The sequence below is a fragment of the Nocardioides perillae genome, assembly GCF_013409425.1.
GTDB classification, from domain to species: Bacteria; Actinomycetota; Actinomycetes; order Propionibacteriales; family Nocardioidaceae; genus Nocardioides; species Nocardioides perillae.
In genome coordinates this window covers 1,189,085-1,208,740 of record NZ_JACCAC010000001.1, presented here as the reverse complement: position 1 = coordinate 1,208,740, position 19,656 = coordinate 1,189,085, and the positions used below count along the sequence as shown (strand labels likewise).

General features: G+C 76.1%; 19 protein-coding genes. 9 read left to right on the top strand and 10 right to left on the bottom strand.

Going from position 1 to position 19,656, the window contains the following annotated elements:
* Positions 1-15: 15 nt before the first annotated feature.
* Positions 16-705 carry a CbiX/SirB N-terminal domain-containing protein gene (locus BJ989_RS05645; RefSeq protein ID WP_179517362.1) on the bottom strand — a complete coding sequence of 230 codons (690 nt, stop codon included), beginning with the start codon at positions 703-705 and terminating at the stop codon, positions 16-18.
* Positions 706-788: 83 nt separating this feature from the next.
* On the opposite strand from BJ989_RS05645, the gene BJ989_RS05640 reads away from it, so the two are divergent.
* Complete coding sequence (locus BJ989_RS05640) at positions 789-1,514, top strand: IspD/TarI family cytidylyltransferase (RefSeq protein WP_343049120.1); 726 nt, start codon at positions 789-791, stop codon at positions 1,512-1,514.
* Positions 1,515-1,532: 18 nt separating this feature from the next.
* Here BJ989_RS05640 and BJ989_RS05635 read toward each other — a convergent pair whose 3' ends face one another.
* Positions 1,533-2,126 (bottom strand): 2-C-methyl-D-erythritol 4-phosphate cytidylyltransferase, encoded by a 594-nt coding sequence (locus BJ989_RS05635; RefSeq protein WP_343049119.1) that lies wholly within the window; start codon positions 2,124-2,126, stop codon positions 1,533-1,535.
* Positions 2,127-2,257: 131 nt separating this feature from the next.
* Positions 2,258-2,743, bottom strand: a complete 486-nt coding sequence (locus BJ989_RS05630) for a CarD family transcriptional regulator (protein ID WP_179517361.1) — start codon at positions 2,741-2,743, stop codon at positions 2,258-2,260.
* Between the two features lie 234 nt (positions 2,744-2,977).
* Between BJ989_RS05630 and BJ989_RS05625 the strand changes: the two genes are divergently transcribed.
* From BJ989_RS05625 to BJ989_RS05615, 3 genes are read left to right on the top strand one after another with little or no spacing between them, the layout of a single operon-like run.
* Positions 2,978-3,796 (top strand): UbiA family prenyltransferase, encoded by an 819-nt coding sequence (locus BJ989_RS05625; RefSeq protein ID WP_179517360.1) that lies wholly within the window; start codon positions 2,978-2,980, stop codon positions 3,794-3,796.
* A gap of 47 nt (positions 3,797-3,843) precedes the next feature.
* On the top strand, positions 3,844-4,452 hold the full coding sequence (locus BJ989_RS05620) for a hypothetical protein (protein WP_179517359.1): 609 nt from the start codon (positions 3,844-3,846) through the stop codon (positions 4,450-4,452).
* A complete protein-coding gene (locus BJ989_RS05615) occupies positions 4,449-5,192 on the top strand; it encodes a phosphoglyceromutase (RefSeq protein WP_179517358.1) in 744 nt (247 codons plus the stop codon). Before BJ989_RS05620 ends, BJ989_RS05615 begins: the two co-directional genes overlap by 4 nt.
* Positions 5,193-5,445: 253 nt before the next feature.
* On the opposite strand, the gene phoU is transcribed toward BJ989_RS05615, so the two are convergent.
* Positions 5,446-6,105 (bottom strand): phosphate signaling complex protein PhoU, encoded by a 660-nt coding sequence (phoU, locus tag BJ989_RS05610; protein WP_179517357.1) that lies wholly within the window; start codon positions 6,103-6,105, stop codon positions 5,446-5,448.
* A 121-nt stretch (positions 6,106-6,226) separates the two neighbouring features.
* Here phoU and BJ989_RS05605 point away from each other — a divergent pair, with 121 nt between their 5' ends.
* Genes BJ989_RS05605 through BJ989_RS05595 form a run of 3 tightly spaced genes read left to right on the top strand, consistent with a single transcriptional unit; the run spans position 6,227 to position 9,053 of the window.
* The gene (locus tag BJ989_RS05605) at positions 6,227-7,444 is read left to right on the top strand and encodes a sensor histidine kinase (protein WP_343049118.1); all 1,218 of its coding nucleotides are present in this window, start codon (positions 6,227-6,229) and stop codon (positions 7,442-7,444) included.
* On the top strand, positions 7,441-8,118 hold the full coding sequence (locus BJ989_RS05600; RefSeq protein WP_179517355.1) for a response regulator: 678 nt from the start codon (positions 7,441-7,443) through the stop codon (positions 8,116-8,118). Before BJ989_RS05605 ends, BJ989_RS05600 begins: the two co-directional genes overlap by 4 nt.
* Positions 8,115-9,053 (top strand): phosphotransferase, encoded by a 939-nt coding sequence (locus BJ989_RS05595; protein WP_179517354.1) that lies wholly within the window; start codon positions 8,115-8,117, stop codon positions 9,051-9,053. Before BJ989_RS05600 ends, BJ989_RS05595 begins: the two co-directional genes overlap by 4 nt.
* A gap of 25 nt (positions 9,054-9,078) precedes the next feature.
* Here BJ989_RS05595 and BJ989_RS05590 read toward each other — a convergent pair whose 3' ends face one another.
* The 3 genes from BJ989_RS05590 to BJ989_RS18990 form a co-directional block, all read right to left on the bottom strand.
* Positions 9,079-10,023: a DMT family transporter gene (locus BJ989_RS05590; protein WP_343049117.1), complete on the bottom strand. Its 945-nt coding sequence runs from the start codon at positions 10,021-10,023 to the stop codon at positions 9,079-9,081.
* 266 nt (positions 10,024-10,289) lie between these two features.
* On the bottom strand, positions 10,290-11,168 hold the full coding sequence (locus tag BJ989_RS05585; RefSeq protein WP_246283407.1) for a FliA/WhiG family RNA polymerase sigma factor: 879 nt from the start codon (positions 11,166-11,168) through the stop codon (positions 10,290-10,292).
* A gap of 89 nt (positions 11,169-11,257) precedes the next feature.
* Complete coding sequence (locus BJ989_RS18990) at positions 11,258-11,782, bottom strand: ATPase, T2SS/T4P/T4SS family (RefSeq protein WP_425489981.1); 525 nt, start codon at positions 11,780-11,782, stop codon at positions 11,258-11,260.
* A 1-nt stretch (position 11,783) separates the two neighbouring features.
* Between BJ989_RS18990 and BJ989_RS05575 the strand changes: the two genes are divergently transcribed.
* Together BJ989_RS05575 and BJ989_RS05570 are read left to right on the top strand one after the other, a co-directional pair.
* A complete protein-coding gene (locus BJ989_RS05575) occupies positions 11,784-12,506 on the top strand; it encodes an EAL domain-containing protein (RefSeq protein ID WP_179517353.1) in 723 nt (240 codons plus the stop codon).
* A 130-nt stretch (positions 12,507-12,636) separates the two neighbouring features.
* Positions 12,637-14,574, top strand: a complete 1,938-nt coding sequence (locus BJ989_RS05570; protein ID WP_179517352.1) for a VWA domain-containing protein — start codon at positions 12,637-12,639, stop codon at positions 14,572-14,574.
* A gap of 24 nt (positions 14,575-14,598) precedes the next feature.
* Here BJ989_RS05570 and BJ989_RS05565 read toward each other — a convergent pair whose 3' ends face one another.
* The 3 genes from BJ989_RS05565 to BJ989_RS05555 all read right to left on the bottom strand — a co-directional run bounded on the left by BJ989_RS05565 (position 14,599) and on the right by BJ989_RS05555 (position 19,327).
* Positions 14,599-15,138, bottom strand: a complete 540-nt coding sequence (locus BJ989_RS05565) for a type III secretion system chaperone family protein (RefSeq protein WP_343049116.1) — start codon at positions 15,136-15,138, stop codon at positions 14,599-14,601.
* A gap of 31 nt (positions 15,139-15,169) precedes the next feature.
* Positions 15,170-16,408 (bottom strand): D-inositol-3-phosphate glycosyltransferase, encoded by a 1,239-nt coding sequence (gene mshA, locus BJ989_RS05560; RefSeq protein WP_179519404.1) that lies wholly within the window; start codon positions 16,406-16,408, stop codon positions 15,170-15,172.
* Positions 16,409-16,561: 153 nt separating this feature from the next.
* The gene (locus BJ989_RS05555) at positions 16,562-19,327 is read right to left on the bottom strand and encodes an AMP-binding protein (protein WP_179517351.1); all 2,766 of its coding nucleotides are present in this window, start codon (positions 19,325-19,327) and stop codon (positions 16,562-16,564) included.
* Positions 19,328-19,656 lie beyond the last annotated feature (329 nt).

Sequence of the window (19,656 nt, the reverse complement as noted above, 5' to 3'; positions counted from 1 at the left end):
GTCACCAACGGCGCGTTACAAGCGGGCCGGGGCGGGGGCGCCGGCCGGGGCGAGCGCGGCGCGGACGCGCTCGACGACCAGGTCCACGACGCGCGGGTGCGGGCCGAGGACGCCGGCGACGAGGGCGGCGCCCGCAGCGCGGCAGTCACGCTCGGCCTTGTCGGCGAAGAAGCCGCCGGCCAGGAGGTACGGCGAGACCGCGTCGCCGGAGCGCACCACGTCGGCGGGACGTCGGCCGGGGCCGGTGAGCACGGCGAGGCGCACGTCGCCGCCCCACGCGGCCGCGAGCAGGCCGCGGGCCACGCACAGGTCGCTGCCGGTCAGCACGTCGCGCGAGCCGGCGGCGACCATCGTCACCGGCTGCCCGGGCTCCGCGCCGGCCTCGCGCAGCCGCTCGACCTGGGCGGCGGCGAGCAGCGGGTGCGGCCCCAGCGCGGGGGTGAGCGCCACGGGCGCGGACGACAGCGCGACGGCCTCGGGCACGTCGTGGCGCACGTGGTAGCCGGTCGACAGCAGCATCGGCACGACCACCGCCTCGTCGTGGTTGGCGGCCATGACGTCGGTCAGGAGCGGCGGGTGGAGCTCGACGTACGCCGCGGTGCCCGGCACGCCCAGCGCCGCGGCCGCCGCCTCGGTGACCTCGCGGGCCACGGCGTTGGCGGCGGTGGTGCGGGTGCCGTGGGCGACGGTGACGAGGCGGCTCACGCCTCCAGTGTGCGTGACCGCCACAGGGGCCGCGGCGCCGTGCCCGTGACGTGGGCCGGGCGCGCCCGCCTAGGGTGGCCGCCGTGGTGGAGCAGCAGCCGGGCGCGGCGGTCGTGGTGGTGGCGGCCGGCTCGGGCAGCCGGGTCGGGGCAGGCGTCAACAAGGTCCTGCTGCCGCTCCTCGGCGCGCCCGTGCTGGCCTGGTCGGTGCGCACCGCGCTCGCCGTCGACGGTGTGTGCCGCGTGGTGGTCGTGGTCCGCGACGGCGAGCAGGAGGCGGTGGCCGAGGCGCTCGGGCCGCACCTGCCCCTCGACCCCGCACCCGACGCGCCGGAGGTGGTCATGGTGGCCGGCGGGGCGACCCGCCACGACTCGGAGTGGGCCGCGCTGAGGGCCCTGGCCGCCGACGTCGAGGCCGGCCGCGTCGACGTGGTCGCCGTGCACGACGGCGCCCGACCCCTGGCGGGCCCGGGGCTTTTCGCCGCGGTGCTCGACCAGGCCCGCGAGCACGGCGGGGCCCTGCCGGCCGTCCCCGTGCGCGGCGTCGTCCGGCGAGACGGCGGGGCACTGCCGGCGACCCTGGTCGGCGTCCAGACGCCCCAGGCCTTCCGGGCCGACGCGCTGCTGGCGGCCTACGCCGCGGCCGAGGCCGACGGCTTCCGGGGCACCGACACCGCCGCCTGCGTCGGGTGGTGGGGCCAGCGCACCGGGGCCGACGTCCGCATCGCGGCCGTCCCGTCCACCCCGCGCAACCTGAAGGTGACCTTCCCCGAGGACCTCGCCGTCGCCGCGAGGCTCGCCACCCCCTGAGCGACGCGCGGCACCTGGTCAGTCGCGACCGGTGAGCGCCTCGAGCAGCCGCAGGTCCTCCTCCGACCCCACACGGCGCGCCTCGGCCGGCGCCTCCAGCAGGCGGACCTCCTCACCGTCCGCGCGGAGGACCTCGACGAGCCGGGCCAGGTCGGTGCTGGGCAGCGTGCTCAGCGACGCCACCACCCGCGCCGGCAGCACCACCGGCGAGGCGACGGCCACCAGCTCGTCGCGGTCGAGCGTCGCGCCCACGAAGCCGTCGCCGGCGGCCTTGACCGTGTCGGTCACCGGGCGCACGCCCGCGACGACCACGTCGGCGTCCTGGGCCGTGCGCACGCAGGTGGCGAGGAAGCCCGGCGGCGTCGCCGGGCACAGCGCGTCGTGCAGCACGAGCGCCTCGCCGGACTCGACCAGCCCCTCCCACCCGGTGCCGAGGTCGAGCAGGGTCACGCCGGCCTCCCCCAGCGCCCACGACGCGGTCGCGACCAGGGACTCGCCGTGCAGCAGCGCGAAGGGCAGCGACCCGCGGTCGAGCTCGAGCACCGTCCCGAGCGCCGGCTCGGGCTCGTCGAAGGGCTCGGGGTGCAGGGCGTCGGTCGCGTCCAGGCTCACCCCGCCACCGTACGGCGCGCCGCACCGCCCGGCGTACCCCCGCAGCCCCCGCAGGCCCCGCGGGCCCCGGAGACGCGACGAGGCCCCCGGGTGGTCCCGGGGGCCTCGTGCGGTGGATCAGGCGGAGCGGTTCAGCTGGCGAGCACCTCGTCGAGGAGGGCCTCGGCCTTGTCTTCGTTGGTGTGCTCGGCCAGGGCCAGCTCGGAGACGAGGATCTGGCGCGCCTTGGCCAGCATCCGCTTCTCGCCGGCGGACAGGCCGCGGTCGCGCTCACGGCGCCACAGGTCGCGCACGACCTCGGAGACCTTCATGACGTCGCCGCTGTGCAGCTTCTCCAGGTTGGCCTTGTAGCGCCGCGACCAGTTGGTGGGCTCCTCGACGTGGGAGGCGCGGAGCACGTCGAACACACGGTCGAGGCCCTCCTTGTCCACCACGTCGCGGACCCCGACGAGGTCGAGGTTGCAGGCCGGCACGCGGACCACGAGGTCCTGCTGTGCGACGATGCGGAGGACGAGGTACTGACGCTCCTCACCCTTGATGGTCCGCATCTCAATGTCCTCGATGACAGCGGCCCCGTGGTTCGGGTAGACGACCGTTTCGCCGACGGTGAAAGTCATGTAGTTGATCCCCTTTCGCGGCGGCCAGTCTACCACGGCTCCGCCCCCTCCTCCGACGCGTTTGCGCAGGTCAGAGGCCTGTTGAGGGGTTGACAACGGCCGAGACCTGTGGTGGCCGCAACATCCCGGGGGCCTTCCGGGTGAGCCCGACGACCCCGATCGCGGCCCCCTCCGCGGGTGGTCGCCGGCCCGAAAGCCACCCCGCGGCGCGCACCGTGGTCGATACTGCGGGGCATGGTGAGGACGCTGCGTCGACGCACCCCCGCGGACACCCCCGCGGACGCCCCCGAGGCCGCCCCCGAGGCCGCCCCGGCGAACGCGCCGACGCGCGGGCGGAGCCGCGTCCCCGGCCCGCTCGTCACGCCACTGGCGCTGCTGCGCGCCGCGCACCCGCGCCAGGCGGTGGTGACCGCACTGGTCCTCGCGACGCTCGCCGGGCTCGCCGGGCGCCGCCCCGCCGAGGTCGGCCTCGTCCTCGCGACGGTGCTGGTCGGGCAGACCGTGCTCGGGTGGCACAACGACCTCGTCGACCGCGAGCGCGACGCGGAGACCGGGGCGCCGGGCAAGCCGCTGGCCCAGGGCCGCCTCGACCCCGGCACGGCGTGGTTCGCGCTGGCCTGCGCCGTCCTCCTCCTCGTGCCGCTCGCCGTCGCCAACGGCGTGACCGCCGGCAGCGCGTACCTCGCGGCCCTCGCCGTGGGCCTGCTCGGCAACGTGGCACTGCGCGGCGGGTGGCTGTCGTGGCTCCCGTGGGCCGTGCAGTTCGCGCTCTACCCGGCGTTCCTGACCTACGGCGGGTGGGGCGGTGCGCACCTCGGCGAGCCGCCGGCCGTCGCCCTCTGCGTGGTGGCGGCGCTGCTCGGCGTCGGGGTGCACGTCCTGCGCGCGCTGCCGGGCCTGGTGGCCGACAACCGGCAGGGGCTGCGCCACCTCCCGCTGCGCCTCGCGCTGCGCACCGGGGCCCCGCGGCTGCTGCTCCTGGCGGGCGTCTGGACGGCCGCCTGCGCGGTCGGCTTCCTGCTCGTGGCCCGCGAGGTGGGCCTCGGCGGCTGACCGCTAGCATGTGCGGGACCCGCCCCCGGACCCGCTGAGGCCTCCTGATGCAGATCACGCGCACGACGGCGCTGACCGTCGGCTCCCTGGTGCTCGCCGCGCCCCTGCTCGCCGGCTGCGGCGAGGAGTACGCCACCGACTACATCTACACCCCGGCTGCGGGCGTCAACGACCGCGACGGCGACGTCGACGTGCTCAACGCCGCGATCGTCTCCACCGACGGCGACACCGGCACGTTCATCGCCTCGCTGTCCAACAACTCGCGCGAGGACGACGCCACGCTGGAGGACATCACCGGGGTCAACCCGGAGAACGGCTCCACCCTCACCTTCGACATCCCCGGCGACGTCGAGCTGCTGCCGCAGGGCTTCGTCAACCTCGCCTACGGCATCGAGGGCGCGGCCCCCGGCCCGGGCACGGTCGAGGCCGAGACGGTCGAGGCCTCCCGCATCAGCGTCTCCGGCGACTTCGCGCTCGGCGACTTCGTCGAGATCACCCTCACCTTCGCCGACGGCACCACGAAGGAGATGGAGATCCCCGTGCTGCCCAACAACGACGAGTACGCCGGCATCGACGGCGAGGAGCTCACCCCGGTCGAGTTCCCCGACCAGGAGGACGCCGACCTCGAGCTGCCCGAGGACGAGGCCGGCGAGTGAGCCACACCTTGGTCCTGCTCCGCCACGGCGAGAGCGAGTGGAACGCGAAGAACCTCTTCACCGGCTGGGTCGACGTGGCCCTCACCGAGAAGGGCCAGCGCGAGGCCGTGCGCGGCGGTGAGCTGATGCGCGACGCGGGCGTCCTGCCCGACGTCGTGCACACCTCGCTGCAGCGCCGCGCGATCAACACCGCCTGCCTCGCGCTCGACGCGGCCGACCGCCACTGGATCCCCGTCCACCGCTCGTGGCGGCTCAACGAGCGCCACTATGGCGCGCTGCAGGGCAAGGACAAGAAGCAGACCCTCGAGGAGTTCGGCGAGGAGCAGTTCATGCTCTGGCGCCGCAGCTTCGACACCCCGCCGCCGCCGCTCGACGACGACGCCGAGTTCTCGCAGGCCCACGACGTGCGCTACGCCGGCCTCGGCGACGAGCTGCCCCGCACCGAGTGCCTCAAGGACGTCATCGCCCGCTTCCTGCCCTACTGGGAGTCGTCGGTCGTCCCCGACCTGCGCGAGGGCAAGGTCGTGCTCGTCGCCGCGCACGGCAACAGCCTGCGCGCGCTGGTCAAGCACCTCGACGGCATCTCCGACGACGACATCGCCGGGCTCAACATCCCCACCGGCATGCCGCTGGTCTACCGCCTCGACGACGACCTGCGCCCCACCGTTCCCGGTGGCGAGTACCTCGACCCCGAGGCCGCGGCCGCCGCCGCTGCTGCCGTCGCCAGCCAGGGTCGCTGAGCCTCACGGCCCTCGCCTGTCGCGGGGTCCCCGGCGCCGCTGCTGCGTCATGCGGTCCCGACGCAACCGCGTACGCCGCGCATGACGCACGCGCCGGCGCCGCTGCTGCGTCATGCGGTCCCGACGCAACCGCGTACGCCGCGCATGACGCACTCCCCGGCGCCCCCGCACTGCGTCATGCGGTCCCGACGCAACCGCGTACACCGCGCATGACGCACCCGCCGGCGACCCAGGGGCCGGTACGACGGTGGGCTCAGGCGGGCGCGTCGGCGGTGGGGTACTCGCCGGTGACGACGAAGACGACGCGGTTGGCGACCGAGACGGCGTGGTCGGCGATGCGCTCGTAGTAGCGGCCGAGCAGGGCGATGTCGACCGCCGCCTCGACGCCGTGGGCCCAGCCCTCGTCGAGCACGTCGCGGAAGCTCTGGCGGCGCAGGCCGTCCATCTCCTCGTCGGCGGCGGCGAGGTCGAGGGCGGCCTCGACGTCGCGGCGCTCGATGATGTCGACGACGCGGTGCACCATCTGCAGCGCCACGGCGGCCATCTGCTCCACGGTGGGCCGCACGTCGGCGGGCACGGCCAGGTCGGGCACCCGCATGCGGGCGATCTTGGCGACGTGGACGGCGAGGTCGCCCATCCGCTCGAGCTCGGAGACCATGCGCAGGGCCGCCACGACGGTGCGCAGGTCGGTGGCCACCGGCTGCTGCAGGCTGAGCAGCGCGAAGCAGCTGTCCTCGACGCGCTCGCGGGCGAGGTCGATGGCGGCGTCACCGGAGATGACGGACTCGGCGGCGGCGAGGTCGGCCTCCATGAGGGCGCGGGTGGCCACGGAGACGGCGGACTCGACACGACGGGTGATGGAGACCAGGTCGCCGAGGGTGCGGTCGAGCTGGTCGTAGAAGGCCTCACGCATGGTCACGACCGTAGGCGGCCCGGATTGCCCCAGACCGCCGCGGCGTGAACGCGCGGTGAACAGCCGCCCACCAGCCTCCCGCTGGTCTCCGGGGGCGGCGCGCCGTGCGTACGATCGCGGCGTGGACCCGACGACGCAGGCGCTCCTGGCCGCGCTCCTCGGGGCACTGGTCGGCGGTGCGGCCGTGCTCGCGTGGCACGTCAGCGACCGGATCCAGCACCGCGTGCCCGAGGAGGCGCCGCCCGCGGTGCCGCCCGGCGTCGGCACCGTCCTGTCGGTCCTGCGCTCCTCGGCGGTGGTGCTCGGCGAGCGCGACGTGGTCCTGAAGGCCTCGGCGCCGGCGTACGCCCTCGGGCTGGTGCGCGGGCAGGAGCTCGTGGTCACCGAGCTCGCCGAGGCCGTCCGCGCGGTGCGTCGCGACGGCCAGATCCGCGACACCGAGCTGGTGATCCGCCGCGGCCCCGGGCACCCGCCGCGCCACGTCACCGCCCGGGTCGCCCCGCTCGGCTCTCAGCTGGTGCTCGCGCTGGTCGAGGACCGCACCCGCGAGCGCCGCATCGAGGCCGTGCGCCGCGACTTCGTGGCCAACGTGAGCCACGAGCTCAAGACCCCCGTGGGCGCGGTGCGGCTGCTGGCCGAGGCGGTCGGCGACGCCAGCGACGACCCCGAGGCCGTGGAGCGCTTCGCCGGGCGGATGATCACCGAGAGCGAGCGGCTCGGCACCCTCGTGCAGCAGATCATCGAGCTCTCGCGGCTGCAGGCCGACGACCCGCTCGAGGAGCCGGCCGACGTCGACGTCGCGTCGGTGCTGCACCACGCCGTCGACCAGACCGCCATCGAGGCCCGCGCCCGCGACATCACCGTCGTCACCCAGGCCGAGCCCGGCCTGCAGGTCGTCGGCAACGAGGAGCAGGTCACCGTCGCGGTCGCCAACCTCGTCGCCAACGCCGTCCACTACTCCCCGCGCGGCTCGTCGGTGCTCGTCGCCGCCCGCGCGGACGACGACACGGTCGAGGTCGGCGTCACCGACCAGGGCATCGGCATCCCCGCCGGGGAGATCGACCGGATCTTCGAGCGCTTCTACCGCGTCGACCCCGCCCGCCACCGCTCCACCGGCGGCACCGGCCTGGGCCTGTCGATCGTCAAGCACGTCGCGGCCACCCACGGCGGCGACGTGCGCGTGTGGTCGGTCGAGGGCGAGGGCTCGACCTTCACCCTCAGCCTGCCGCGCGCCGCGACCGCGGGCGCCCCGGCACCCGCACCACCGCACCACGTGCACGACCCCGACCACGCCCCCGCCGACGGCGCGGGCCCCGACCAGCAGGAGGTCATCCGGTGACCCGAGTACTCGTCGTCGAGGACGAGGAGAGCTACAGCGACGCCCTCGCCTACGTGCTCCGCAAGGAGGGCTTCGAGGTGGCCATCGCGGCCGACGGCAACGCCGCACTCTCCGAGTTCGAGCGCAACGGCGCCGACATCGTGCTGCTCGACCTGATGCTGCCCGGCATCCCGGGCACCGAGGTGTGCCGGCAGATCCGGCAGACCTCGTCGGTGCCGGTGATCATGGTCAGCGCCAAGGACGACGAGGTCGACAAGGTGGTCGGGCTCGAGCTCGGCGCCGACGACTACGTCACCAAGCCCTACTCCCCCCGCGAGCTGGTGGCCCGCATCCGCGCGGTGCTGCGGCGCGGCGCCGAGCCCGAGGCCGACCCGGCGGTGCTCGAGGCGGGCCCGGTGCGCATGGACGTCGAGCGCCACGTCGTGACGGTCGGGGGCGAGGAGCAGCGGCTGCCGCTCAAGGAGTTCGAGCTGCTCGAGATGTTCCTGCGCAACCCCGGCCGGGTGCTCACGCGGGGCCAGCTCATCGACCGGGTGTGGGGCTCCGACTACGTCGGCGACACCAAGACCCTCGACGTGCACGTCAAGCGGCTGCGCGCCAAGATCGAGCCCGACCCCTCGACCCCGCAGCGCCTCGTCACCGTCCGCGGGCTGGGCTACAAGCTGGACCTGTGAGGCACCTGCCGCCGCCGGTGCGCGACGCGCTGGCGGCCGGGTGGGCGGCGCGCGGGCTCGACCAGGACGGCGCCGCGGCCGTCGAGCTGGCCGGCAGCCCAGGCAGCCGCCGGTGGCGGGTGACGGTCGGGGACACGGCGTACGCCGTGGAGCTGGGGCCTCCCGACAGTGCCGGTGGCCTCGCCACGGCCCTCGCGGCTGCGGCGGCCGGGGTGCCGGGCGTGGCCGCGCCGGTGCCGACCGTCGACGGCACCGCGCACGTCGCGGTGGCGGGGCGAGCGCTGAGCGTCGTGCCGTGGCTCGACGGGGTGCCGGCGCCCGAGGCCCGGCTCGGACGGGCGCACTGGGTCGCCCTCGGCGAGACCCTCGGGCGGCTGCACGCGCTGCCGGTCGACGGTCTGCCGCCCGTGCCCCAGCCCGACCCCGCAGCGCTCGCGGCGCGGCTGGAGGCGGTGCGGCGTCGCGTCGTCGCGACCCGGACCGGTGGGGCCGCGCTCGGGGCGCTGCGCGACGGGCTGCGCGAGCACCGGCGCGCGCTCGACCGGGCGACGCGCGTGCTGCTGACGCCGCGCGCCGACCGTCCGCTCGTCGCCTGCCACGGCGACCTGCACCTGCGCCACGTGCTGCTCGCCGACGACCGTCCCGTCCTGCTCGGGTGGTGGCGTGCGGGCGCCGCGGCGCGCGAGCGCGACCTGGAGCGGCTGACCGGCGACGGCCTCGGCGTGCACGTCGGGAGCGAGGAGGAGGCGTGGCTGACGCGCGGCTACGGCCGTGTGCTCGCGCCGGACCCCGACGAGCTCGCGTGGCAGCGCACCCTCCGGCTGGTCGAGGCCGTGGTGGGTCCCGCCGAGGTGGCGCTGGCCGGCGCACCCGACCTCGGCGCGCGACTCGCTGCGGCCGGTGACGCCACGGCGGCGCTCGCCGCGCTGGGTTGACCTCGGTGGCCTCGGGCCTCGGGCCTCAGGCCGGGGCGGGTGCCGCCTCGGTGCGGCGCGGTCGGGGGCGCCGGCGGGCGAGCGCGACGCCGAGGAGGGCGAGGACGCCGCCGAGGTAGGCCAGCGGGGGCGGCTGCTCGCCGAGGAGCACCAGGCCGAGCACGATGGTGATCGGCGGGACGAGGTAGGTCGTCACGCCCAGCGAGCTGGCCGACATGTGCCGCAGCGCGTAGGCGTAGGTCGTGAAGGCGATCGCGGTCGGGAAGACGCCGAGGTAGACGACCCACGCGATCGACGACGCCGGGGCGGCGCGTGTCTGGGCGAGGAGTTCGCCGGCGAAGGGCAGGCAGACCACGGCCCCGACCGTGCAGGCGATCCAGGTGACGTGGACGGCCTGGTGGCGCGCCATGAGGGGCTTCTGCAGGATCACGCTGATCGAGTAGACGACCGCCGAGACCAGCACCAGCAGCACGCCCAGGGCGTCGCGACCGCCCGCCTGGTCGCTGGAGAAGGCGATGACCGCGACGCCGGCGAAGGCGACCGCGAGACCGAGCGCGAGCCAGACGGTGAACCGCTCGCTGAGGAAGAGCGCGGCGAGCAGCGCGATCAGCACCGGCGAGACCTGGATCAGCATCGCCGCGGTGCCGGCGTCGACGCGGCGCTCGCCCTCGTTGAGCGCGACGTTGTAGACGCCGAACCACAGCACGCCGATCGTCACGAGCGAGACCCACTCGCGGCCGGTCGGGCGCGGCAGGCCCCGCGGCAGCGCGACGACCGCGAGGCACAACGCCCCGATCAGCAGCCGGCCGAGGCTGAGCGCACCCGGCGAGAAGTCGTCGACGAGGTGCCGGATCGCCACGAACGCGCTCGCCCACAGCAGCAGCGTGGTCGCCACCGCCGCCAGCGGGAGCCACGCCAGCCCGGACGTGGCGGGGGCGGAGGGCTCGCGTACGGCGGGGGCGGTGGTCACTGGCCAAGACTACGGACGCTGGTGACAGCCCGGCGAGCCGATTCCGGTCAGGGCAGCGCGAGATCCTGCCGACCTCGGGCCCGTCGTTCTCGGCGCAATTGTGCGCGACAGAGCGGTTACCGGCGGGTTGCACAGCCCTGCTGGGCACAATTGCGCGGTTGTCGCCCGGCTATCGGCTAGTAGCCGGGCGACAACCCAGCAATTGCACCCCAGCGGGGGGCGGTGCGGCGCGAGGGGGCGGCGGCGGCGCGACGGGCGTACGCCGGTCAGGACAGGTCGGCGAGCGCCTCGCGGAGGGCGCGGGTGGCGCGGGAGCGCAGCTGGCTGACCCGCGACTCGGTGACGCCGAGGACCTGACCGATCTCGGCGAGGGTGAGGCCCTCGAAGAAGTAGAGCGCGACGACCACGCGGTCGCGCTCGGGCAGTGCGTGCACGGCCGGCATCAGCAGCGCACGCACGCCGTCGTCGCCGAAGGCGTCGTCGAGGGCGGGTGAGAGCTCCTCGAGGTCGGCGAGGTCGTCGGTCGAGGCGTAGGAGACGAAGGTGCGCGGCTCGGCGGCCGTGCGCAGCTCGGCCGCGGTGGTGCCGAGCTCGGCGGCGACCTCGTCGTCGGTCGCGGCGCGGCCGAGGCGCTCAGCGAGCTCGGCCCTGGCCCGCTCGACGTCGCGCACGCGGGTGCGCACGGAGCGCGGCACCCAGTCGGCGGCGCGGATGGAGTCGATGATCGCGCCCCGGATGCGCGGCACGGCGTAGGTCGGGAAGGCCAGGCCCCGCTGCGGCTCAAACTTCTCCAGCGCGTCGATCAGCCCGATCATCCCCTCCGACACCAGGTCGGCGTGGTCGACGGACTGCGGCAGGCCGGCACGGACGCGGCCGGCGACGTACTTCACGAGCGGGGAGTATTGCACCACCAACCGGTTGCGCAGCTCGACCTCACCCGTGGCCTTGAACTCGGTCCACACCGCGTCGAGCGCGGGCACGTCGACGGCGCTCTCGGTCTCGGCGGGCACAGGGGTCTCCTCGGGGCGGCCGGCGCGGGGGGAGCGCTGGGCGGGCACGATCATCGCGCCGCGGTCGTGCCGCGCGCGTCGCGGCGCGCCGGTCACCGTGCGCGGGTGCGCCGGCAGGGCGAGGAGGTCGGTCATCGCAGGGCCCCGGCCTTCCTGGTCAGGGGTCGTGCAGGGGTACGCCGCGAGGCGGCGCGCCACGGGGGTGGCGCGCCGCCTGGGGTGAATCAAGGGGTCGGCGGGGTGTAACCCGTACAAGTTCCTTCCGCGAGGCCGCCACCGTTGGCGTCGTACTTGAAGTCCTTGCTTCCTTGCGAGTTCACACCCGTGATGCAGTAGGTAGCACCGTCGGACGCCACCGCGAGGGTGAGCGTGATGTCGTCATTCGATTCCGCGAGGTCATCAGAGACCACGCCCGTGTATGTCTGGTTGTCGACGAAGTAGGTCTCGAGGACGGTGGCGGCGTTCTTCAGGTCGGACTTCGTCGCGGCGTCGGCCGCCTTCTGACGCTGGTTCAGGAACAGCGGGATGGCGATACCGGCGAGCGGGTGAGCACGGCGCCACCGACCCCGGGCACGGTGGCGCCGGCAACCGCCAGCGCCGCCTCCCCCAGGGCGCCACGTCAGCCCCCGGAGCCGTCGGCGGCCGCCGACGCGGGCCCGGACGCCTCGTCGGGTGCCGAGGTGGCCGGTGAGGGACGCCTCGACCGCGATCGAGGCGGTCTCGTGGTCGCGGATCTCGCCGATCAGCACGATGTCGGGGTCCGAGCGGGCGCCCGCGCAGTTCGGCCTGGCCTTCCAGCCGCTGCGCGACCTCGCGACCGGGCGGGTGGTCGCCGCCGAGGCGCTGCTGCGCTGGGTGCACCCACGCCTCGGGCCGCAGCCCGCGCTGCCCACCGTCGAGATGGCCGAGCGGTCCGGGCTGATGCCGGCGCTGGGCCGCGTCGTGCTCGACGGCGCGCTGGCGGCGGCGCGCTCCTGGCCGGGCGACGTCGTCGTCCACGCCAACGTCTCGGCACACGAGCTGCGCGAGCCCGGCTACGTCGACGGCGTGCACGCGCTGCTCGCCCGCCACCGCGTCGCCCCCGGCCGCCTGCTGCTCGAGCTCACCGAGTCGGCGCTGGCCACCGGCCCCGACTCGGTCGTGCCGGTGCTCGAGGACCTCGTCGCGACCGGGGTGCGCCTCGGCCTCGACGACTTCGGCACCGGGTGGTCCTCGATCGCCCAGCTGCGGGCCTCGCCGGTCGACACCGTCAAGGTCGACCGCTCCCTCACCGCCGGCATCGGCTCGTCGCCCGAGGAGTTCGAGCTGGTGCGCGCCGTGCTCGCCCTCGTCGAGGCGGCCGGGCGCGAGGTCGTCGCCGAGGGCGTCGAGGACGCCGTCCAGCTCGCCCACCTGCGTGCCCTCGGCTGCCGCGTCGGCCAGGGCCACCACCTCGGGCGCCCCCAGCCCGCCCGCGCGCTGATCGTCGACTGAGCCGGGTCCCCCCAGCGCGGTAGTCCGACACACCTCGGCCCTTCCGGACCGGCTGGAGGGCCGAGGTGTGCCGGACTACCGCCGGGGGCCAGGACGGTTGAGCACCCCCCACCTGGGGGAGCATGGCACCATGCGCCGACCCACGCCGTACGCCGCGGCCGCCCTGCTCCTCGCGACCGCCGCGCTGGGGCTCGTCCCGACCGCCGCCACCGGCTCGGGGACGAGCCCGTCACCCGCCGCCGGCGCGGAGCAGGACGGGACCGGTCGGCTCGTGCTGGTGCTCGACTCGTCGGGCTCGATGGCCGAGCGGGCGCCCGGAGGCGGCACGAAGATCCAGGCGGCGAGGCGGGCGCTGACGCAGGTCGTCGACGAGCTGCCCGACGACGCCGAGGTCGGGCTGCGGGTCTTCGGGGCCACGGTCTTCTCCCGCGACGAGCCCGGCGCCTGCACCGACACGCAGTCGGTGGTGCCGGTCGGCCCGCTCGACCGCGACGCGCTGCGCGACGCGGTGGCCGACTACGCGCCCTACGGCGAGACCCCCATCGGCAACGCGCTCCTGGGCGCCGCCGAGGACCTCGGCGACACCGGCGAGCGCACGATCGTGCTGCTCTCCGACGGTGAGCCCACCTGCGCCCCCGACCCGTGCGCCGTGGCGCGGCGGCTGCGCGCCGACGACGTCGAGGTGCGCATCAACGTCGTGGGCCTCGACGTCTCCGGGGCGGCGCGCCGCGCGCTGCAGTGCACCGCGCGGGCCGGCGGCGGCACCTACGTCGACGCGGCGTCGGCCGACGACCTCGCCACCGGCCTCGTCAAGGTCAGCGTGCGCGACCTGCGCGGCTTCCGCCTGGTCGGCGAGCGGGTGCGCGGCGGGTCGACCCCCGAGACGGCCCTGCCGCTCGAGCCGGGCACCTACGTCGACTCCGCCCGCCCCGGTCAGGTGCTGCACTACCTCGTGGACAAGCCCGCCGGCGGCGGTGTCGCCCTCGCCACGCTGGTGCGCCCGCCCAAGGACGAGGACAACTGGCAGGTGGTCAACCGCATCGGCCTGCAGACCCTCGAGGGCACCGAGTGCTCCTACGCGCTCGACCAGGCCTTCCAGGTCGTCGGCCTCACGCCGCTGAGCACCGCGGCCGTGCAGTTCGACCAGTTCACCCGTGCCGGCTTCGCCGAGGAGGAGTGCCAGGCGGCCGAGCAGCTCGTCGCGACGGTCGAGCTCGACAACCGCGCCGACTTCCGGCTGGAGCTGTCCACCACCCCCGCGGTGACGAACGCGGCCGCCCTGCCGGGGCCGGTCGACGACTGGGTCGGCCCCTGGACCCGCCCCGTCCCGGTGCCCCGCGGCGGTCCCACGACCCCGGTCGCAGGCGGTGTCACCCCCGACGACGCGCCCCTGCTCGAGCCGGGCGTGACCTACACCGACACGCTGCTGCCCTCCGAGCAGCTGGTCTACGCCGTTGCCGCCGACCACGGCCAGGCCGTCCGCGTCACCGCGCGCCTCGAGCCCGAGCCGGTCGCCGGCGGGATGCTCGGCGTCCAGGGCGAGCCGGTGACCTTCTACCCCGTGGGCGCGCTCGGCACCGCCGGACCGCGCCTGACCGAGGGCGACCCGCTCGACGGCGGCGGGTTCTACGACGGCGACGAGGCGCGCGTGCTGACCGCAGCCCTGCCACCGATCCGCGCCCGCAACGCCGAGGCGCCGGACAGCTACCTCGCCACGCACACCCGCGCCGGTCAGGTCCACGTCGTGCTCGGCATGGGCTTCCTGCGCGCCGACGCCCCCGACGCCTTCGCCGTGCCGGTGCGGCTGCGCGTCGAGGTCGTGGGCGAGCCCAGCGGCGTCCCCGAGTACGCCGAGGGGCAGGAGCCCGTCGGCGTCACCGCCAGCTCGTCCCCCAGCACCTCGCCCTCGCCGGGGGCCGACCCGGCCCCGGACGACGACGCCTCCGAGACGGCTGCGGCCACCGACGACGGCCCGGGTGCGCTCGGCCTGCTGCTCGGCCTCGGCGCGCTGCTGCTGGCCGGGCTGGTCGCGGCCCTGCTGCTGCGGCTGCGCCGCCGCGCGGCCTGACGCTGCGGCGTACGGCGTCAGGCCTCAGGCGCCGGGGTCCTCGCCGGCCTCGAGCCAGCCGCGGAAGGCCTCGAGGTTGTGGGTGGGCTCGCCGCGCAGCCGGCGCCACTCCCACTCCTTGCGGATCGAGGTGGCGAAGCCGAGCTCGAGCAGGGTGTTGAACGACTCGTCGGCGTAGGTCAGCACCGAGCCCAGGAGCCGGTCGAGCTCGACGGGCTCGACGGCCGCGAGCGGCAGCCGGGCGTCGAGGTAGACGTCCCCGAGGCGGTCGACGGCGAAGGCCACGGCGTACATGCGCAGGTTGCGCTGCAGCAGCCAGCGGTGGACGCCGGCCTCGTTCTCGTCGGGCCGCCGGCACACGAAGGCGTGCACGCCGAGCGCGTGGGGGCCGACGTCGAGGCGCACGGGGGTCTGCAGCTTCTTCTCCCCGGGCAGCGTGCAGGAGAAGACGCCCGGGGTGCGCTCCTCGAACTCGACTCCGGACTCGACGAGGTGCGCCCGCACCACGTCGGCCACGGCGGGGTCGCCGCCGCCGGAGGCCTGGTCGACCAGCTCCTCGCTCACCGAGCGCTCCTCTCGTGGGGATCCGTGCCGCTCACGAGACGGTCTCGCGCTGCATCGCCGCCGCGGCGCGGCGGTAGACCTCGACGGTCGCCTCGGCCGTGTGCTCCCAGGCGAAGCGCCGCGCCTGGCGCAGGGCGCCGGCGGACAGCCGGTCGCGCAGGTCCGCGTCGACGAGCACGCGGCGCAGCGCAGCGGCCCAGGCACGCGGCTCGTGACCCTCGACCAGCAGCCCGCTGCGGCCGTCGTCGACCACGGTGGTGAGCCCGCCGACCGCGGCGGCGACGACGGGGGTGCCGGTGGCCTGCGCCTCGGCCGCGACGAGGCCGAAGGACTCGCTGTGCGAGGGCACGGCGACGAGCGTGGCCGCCGCGCACCACCGGGCGAGCGTGGCCTGGTCGACGGGCGGCACGAAGCGCACCACGTCACGCAGGCCCAGCTCGTCGGCGAGCTGCGCGAGCGACTCGGGGTGCTCGAGCCCGGAGCCGGACGGCCCGCCGACCACCGGCACCACCAGGCGCGAGCGCAGCGACGGGTCGTCGGCGAGCAGCACCGCCACCGCGCGCAGCAGCACGTCGGGGGCCTTGAGCGGCTGGATGCGGCCGGCGAAGAGCACGACCAGCGCGTCGGGGGCCAGCCCGAGCTCGCGGCGCACCGCGGCGACGGGGTGGGGGCGGAAGACCCCGAGGTCGACCCCGGGGTGGACGACCTCCACGCGGCCGGGGTCGGCGTCGTAGAGGTTGATGAGCTGCTTGGCCTCGAGGTCGGTGTTGGCGATGAGCGCGTCGGCGGCGTCGACGACCTGCTGCTCGCCGATGACGCGGCGCGTCGGCTCGGGGGTGTCGCCCTCGGCGAGGGCGTCGTTCTTGACCTTGGCCATCGTGTGCATCGAGTGGATGAGCGGCACGCCCCAGCGGTCGCGGGCGAGGGCGCCCACCTGCCCCGAGAGCCAGTAGTGCGAGTGCACCGCGTCGTAGTGGCCGTGGGGCTGCGCGGCCTCGGTGCGCAGCACCTCGCGGGCGAAGGTGCACAGCTGCGCCGGCAGCTCGTCCTTGGCGAGGCCCTCGAAGGGACCTGCGTGCACGTGGCGCACGAGCACCCCGTCGGCCGCCTCCACCTCGGGCGGCAGCGCGGAGGAGGTGGCGCGGGTGAAGATGTCGACGGCCGTGCCGCAGCGGGCGAGCCGCTTGGCGACCTCGAGGACGTAGACGTTCATGCCGCCGGCGTCGCCGGTGCCCGGCTGGTCGAGGGGCGAGGTGTGCAGGCTGATCATCGCCACGCGCCGCAGCGGGCCGAGGCTCCGCGCGGGAGCGTCGAGGTCAGGGTGCACGTCGGGCCTTTCCGTCCGGGCCACCCGGCGAGGCCGCGGCCGGGCTCGGGGGACAACCGCCGTCGATCCTCCCCCATTCCCGGTGACGGGCCGCGGTCACCCGCGTGCGCGGCCCCCGGGAGGCAGCGCCGGCAGCCGCCGCACCAGGCCCGTCCAGGCCCGCCAGGCGAGGTGGCCGGCGACGAACGACAGCACGGTCGCGGCCAGCGGCCAGTCGTGCTCGAGGTGCGGGTAGACCTGCCAGTGCACGAGGTAGGTCCACAGCGATGCCCCCGCGAGCGGCACGGCGAGGCGCGCGACGACGTCGGGCACCCGCACCGTCGGCAGCCAGACCAGGGCGAGCACCCCGAGCGCGACGTAGGCGTCGCGGGCCGGGTCGCCGGTGAAGCCGGGCACCGTCGCGACGACGAGCGCGGTCAGCAGCACCCGGTGGGCGTGGGTGCGGGCCCGCGCGGCTGCCCAGCCGAGGCAGAAGAGCCACGCGACGACCTGGGCGCGGTGCAGCTCGTCGCCGTCGGTCGCGACCACGTCGTAGCGGGTCAGCAGCCCCAGCAGGGCCAGCGCGACGGGCAGCCCGAAGGGGAAGCGCCGCTCGAGGCGCTGCACCGGCGGCAGCGCCAGCAGCGCCGCGGTGGCGAGCAGCAGCACGACCACGACCTCGACGAACCAGTAGTGCCATGCCGGCTCCGACCACCCGTGGGCCGTGAGGCTGTTGAGGAGCAGCACCTGTCGCCAGCCCAGGCCGTCGGTCCACAGCGAGACGGTGCCGAGGACGACGACCGACGGTACGGCGATCCGTGCGGCCCCGAGCAGCACCCGACGGGTCCGCTCCCGGGCGGGCCCCGGTGCGAGCGCGAAGCGGGCGAGGTTGGCACCGACGACGGCGAGCAGCAGGTGGGCCCCGCCGAGCAGGGTGACGAGGTTCGCGTGGGTGGCGACGATGGTGAGGATCGCGAGCGCCCGCAGCACCACCCCGGTCTCCAGGTGCCGCAGGCGCAGCGCGCGGCCGAGCGCGGTCGTCGGGGCCGGGCCCGCGGCCCCGGCGGGCCGGCCCGGCGCGGTGCGGCGGGAGGCGCGACCAGCAGCCGTGCGCGTCCGCCCGGTGCGCTGGGCGAGGTCGGCGAGGTCGGCGAGGTCGGCGACCGGGGTGGTGGGCCAGGCGCCCGGGACCCGCCCGAGCAGCGCCTCGAGGCCCACGCTCACCTCGACGTAGGTCAGCGAGTCGCCGCCCAGCCCGACGAAGGTGTCGCGTGGTGACACGTCGTCGCGACCCAGCGCGCGGGCGTAGAGCGCCGCGACCCCCTCCGCCGTCGCGGCCGCTGCTGCCGCGTAGGGCGAGGCGGTCGCGGCCGGCAAGCGGTCCGCACGGCGCTCCCCGGGCGACCCGTCGGTCGCGGCCAGGGCGGCGACGGCACGGCGGTCCGGCTTGCCGCTCGCCAGCCGCGGCGGCTCGGCGTACGTCACGACGGCGACGCGGCCGGGCGGCAGCCCCAGCAGCCGGGCGGCGCGGCCGCGGACGGCCGCGGTGTCGACGGGCCGGGCGCCGTCGCAGACGCCCAGCACGACCCGGTCGCCGCCGTCGGCCGCGAGCGCGACGACGCCCTCGGCCGCCAGGAGCCGCTCGCAGCGGTCGAGGTCGACCCGGAGCCCGAGGACCTTGGCGAACCGCGCGCGCCGGCCGACGACCTCCCACAACCCGTCGGACCGCTGTCGACCGAGGTCGCCGGTGCGCAGCTCGTGGAGCTCGCGGCCGCGGGCTAGGTCGGCGGGGGTGGTGGCGTAGCCGAGCATGACGCCGGGCCCGCGGAAGACCAGCTCGCCGGTGCCGGCCGGCAGGCCGGCGGCCTCGTCGGCGGGCAGCGGCTCGAGGCGGAAGGACGACCCGGCGACCGGGCGCCCGATCGCGCTGGAGGCCGTCGCGGCGAGGTGCGGCGGGAGCCAGGCCATGCGGGCGGTGGCCTCCGTCTGGCCGTACATCACGACGAGGTCGACGCCCGCGCGCGCGCCGCGCTCGGCCCAGCGGGCGACGGCCTCGGGGTCCATCCGGCCACCCGCCTGGGTCAGGGTGCGCAGCCGCAGCCCCGAGGCGGGGTCGAGGAGGCGCTCGGCGGCGCCGCTGCGCTCCAGCAGCTCGAAGGTGTGCGGCACGCCCGCGAGCGAGGTGGCGCCGTGGCGGCGCAGGTCGTCCCACAGCCGCTCGTCGGTGACCGAGTCCTCGGTGAGCAGCAGCGCGGCGCCGACGGCGAGGTGGCTGTGCACGACGGAGAGGCCGTAGCAGTACTCGACCGGCAGGACGGTCGGCGCGACGTCGCCGGGGCGCAGGTCGAGGTAGCCCGCGATCGCGCGTGCGTTGCTCGCGAGGTTGCTGCCCGAGAGCCGCACGAGCTTCGGGGAGCCGGTCGACCCGGAGGTCGAGAGCAGGAGCGCGAGCGCCGGGTGCAGGTCGTGGGCGGAGGTGGGGCGGGCTGCAGCCGGGTCGCGCAGCGCCGCGTGCAGGTCGGCGGTCGCGGCGCGGTCGAGCACGACGTCGGGGTCGTAGGCCGCGCGCAGCGGCGCCAGCGCCGGCCCGCCGGCGAGCAGCACGACCTGGTGGGCGGCCTGCGCGCCGAGGTAGGCGACCAGCCCGTCCACGTCGCGCGCCCCCTCCAGGAGCACGAGGCGGCGCGCGGTCCCGAAGGCCGCGGCCGCGTCGGCCACCCGGTCCGCGAGCTCGGCGTAGCTCAGCGCCGCCCCGGGCACGCCGCGCCCGACCAGCGCCGGCAGCTCGCCGAAGGAGCGCAGGTGCGCCACCAGGCCGCCCGGCGCGGTCACCGGCGGCGCCGCGGGCAGGGCCCCCGGGTGCAGCTCGGGCGAGAGGGTCACGAGCGGAGTGTAGGTGAGGCAAGCCTTACCTGTGTACGGGCTGTGACGTTGCCAACGCCGCCCAGCGCCGTCGACGCCTCCCAGCGCCGTCGAGCGCCGCCCGGATGCTGTCGGAGTCACCGGCTGACCGGTGACTCCTGCACTTGTGGCCCGAGAACTCGGGCCACAAGTGCAGGACCTGGGCCACAAGTGCGGGGCCGGCCTGCGCCCACGGCCCCGCGCCCACCGCCGTACGCCGGTCCCGACGGCCCGCACGCCGCCGGCAGGCAGCGGTGGCTGGACCCGCCGGCGGGACCCCGGACCGACCCCGGGGCGCGACCCAGCGGCGC

What these genes read in the sequence shown, in the direction of transcription:
- BJ989_RS05570 (WP_179517352.1), top strand. Translation starts at nt 12,637, where the DNA reads ATGCGCCGACCCACGCCGTACGCCGCGGCCGCCCTGCTCCTCGCGACC.
- BJ989_RS05575 (WP_179517353.1), top strand. Translation starts at nt 11,784, where the DNA reads ATGTCGGGGTCCGAGCGGGCGCCCGCGCAGTTCGGCCTGGCCTTCCAG.
- phoU (WP_179517357.1), bottom strand. Translation starts at nt 6,105, where the DNA reads ATGCGTGAGGCCTTCTACGACCAGCTCGACCGCACCCTCGGCGACCTG.
- BJ989_RS05625 (WP_179517360.1), top strand. Translation starts at nt 2,978, where the DNA reads ATGGTGAGGACGCTGCGTCGACGCACCCCCGCGGACACCCCCGCGGAC.
- BJ989_RS05585 (WP_246283407.1), bottom strand. Translation starts at nt 11,168, where the DNA reads ATGACCGACCTCCTCGCCCTGCCGGCGCACCCGCGCACGGTGACCGGC.
- BJ989_RS05630 (WP_179517361.1), bottom strand. Translation starts at nt 2,743, where the DNA reads ATGACTTTCACCGTCGGCGAAACGGTCGTCTACCCGAACCACGGGGCC.
- BJ989_RS05620 (WP_179517359.1), top strand. Translation starts at nt 3,844, where the DNA reads ATGCAGATCACGCGCACGACGGCGCTGACCGTCGGCTCCCTGGTGCTC.
- mshA (WP_179519404.1), bottom strand. Translation starts at nt 16,408, where the DNA reads ATGATCAGCCTGCACACCTCGCCCCTCGACCAGCCGGGCACCGGCGAC.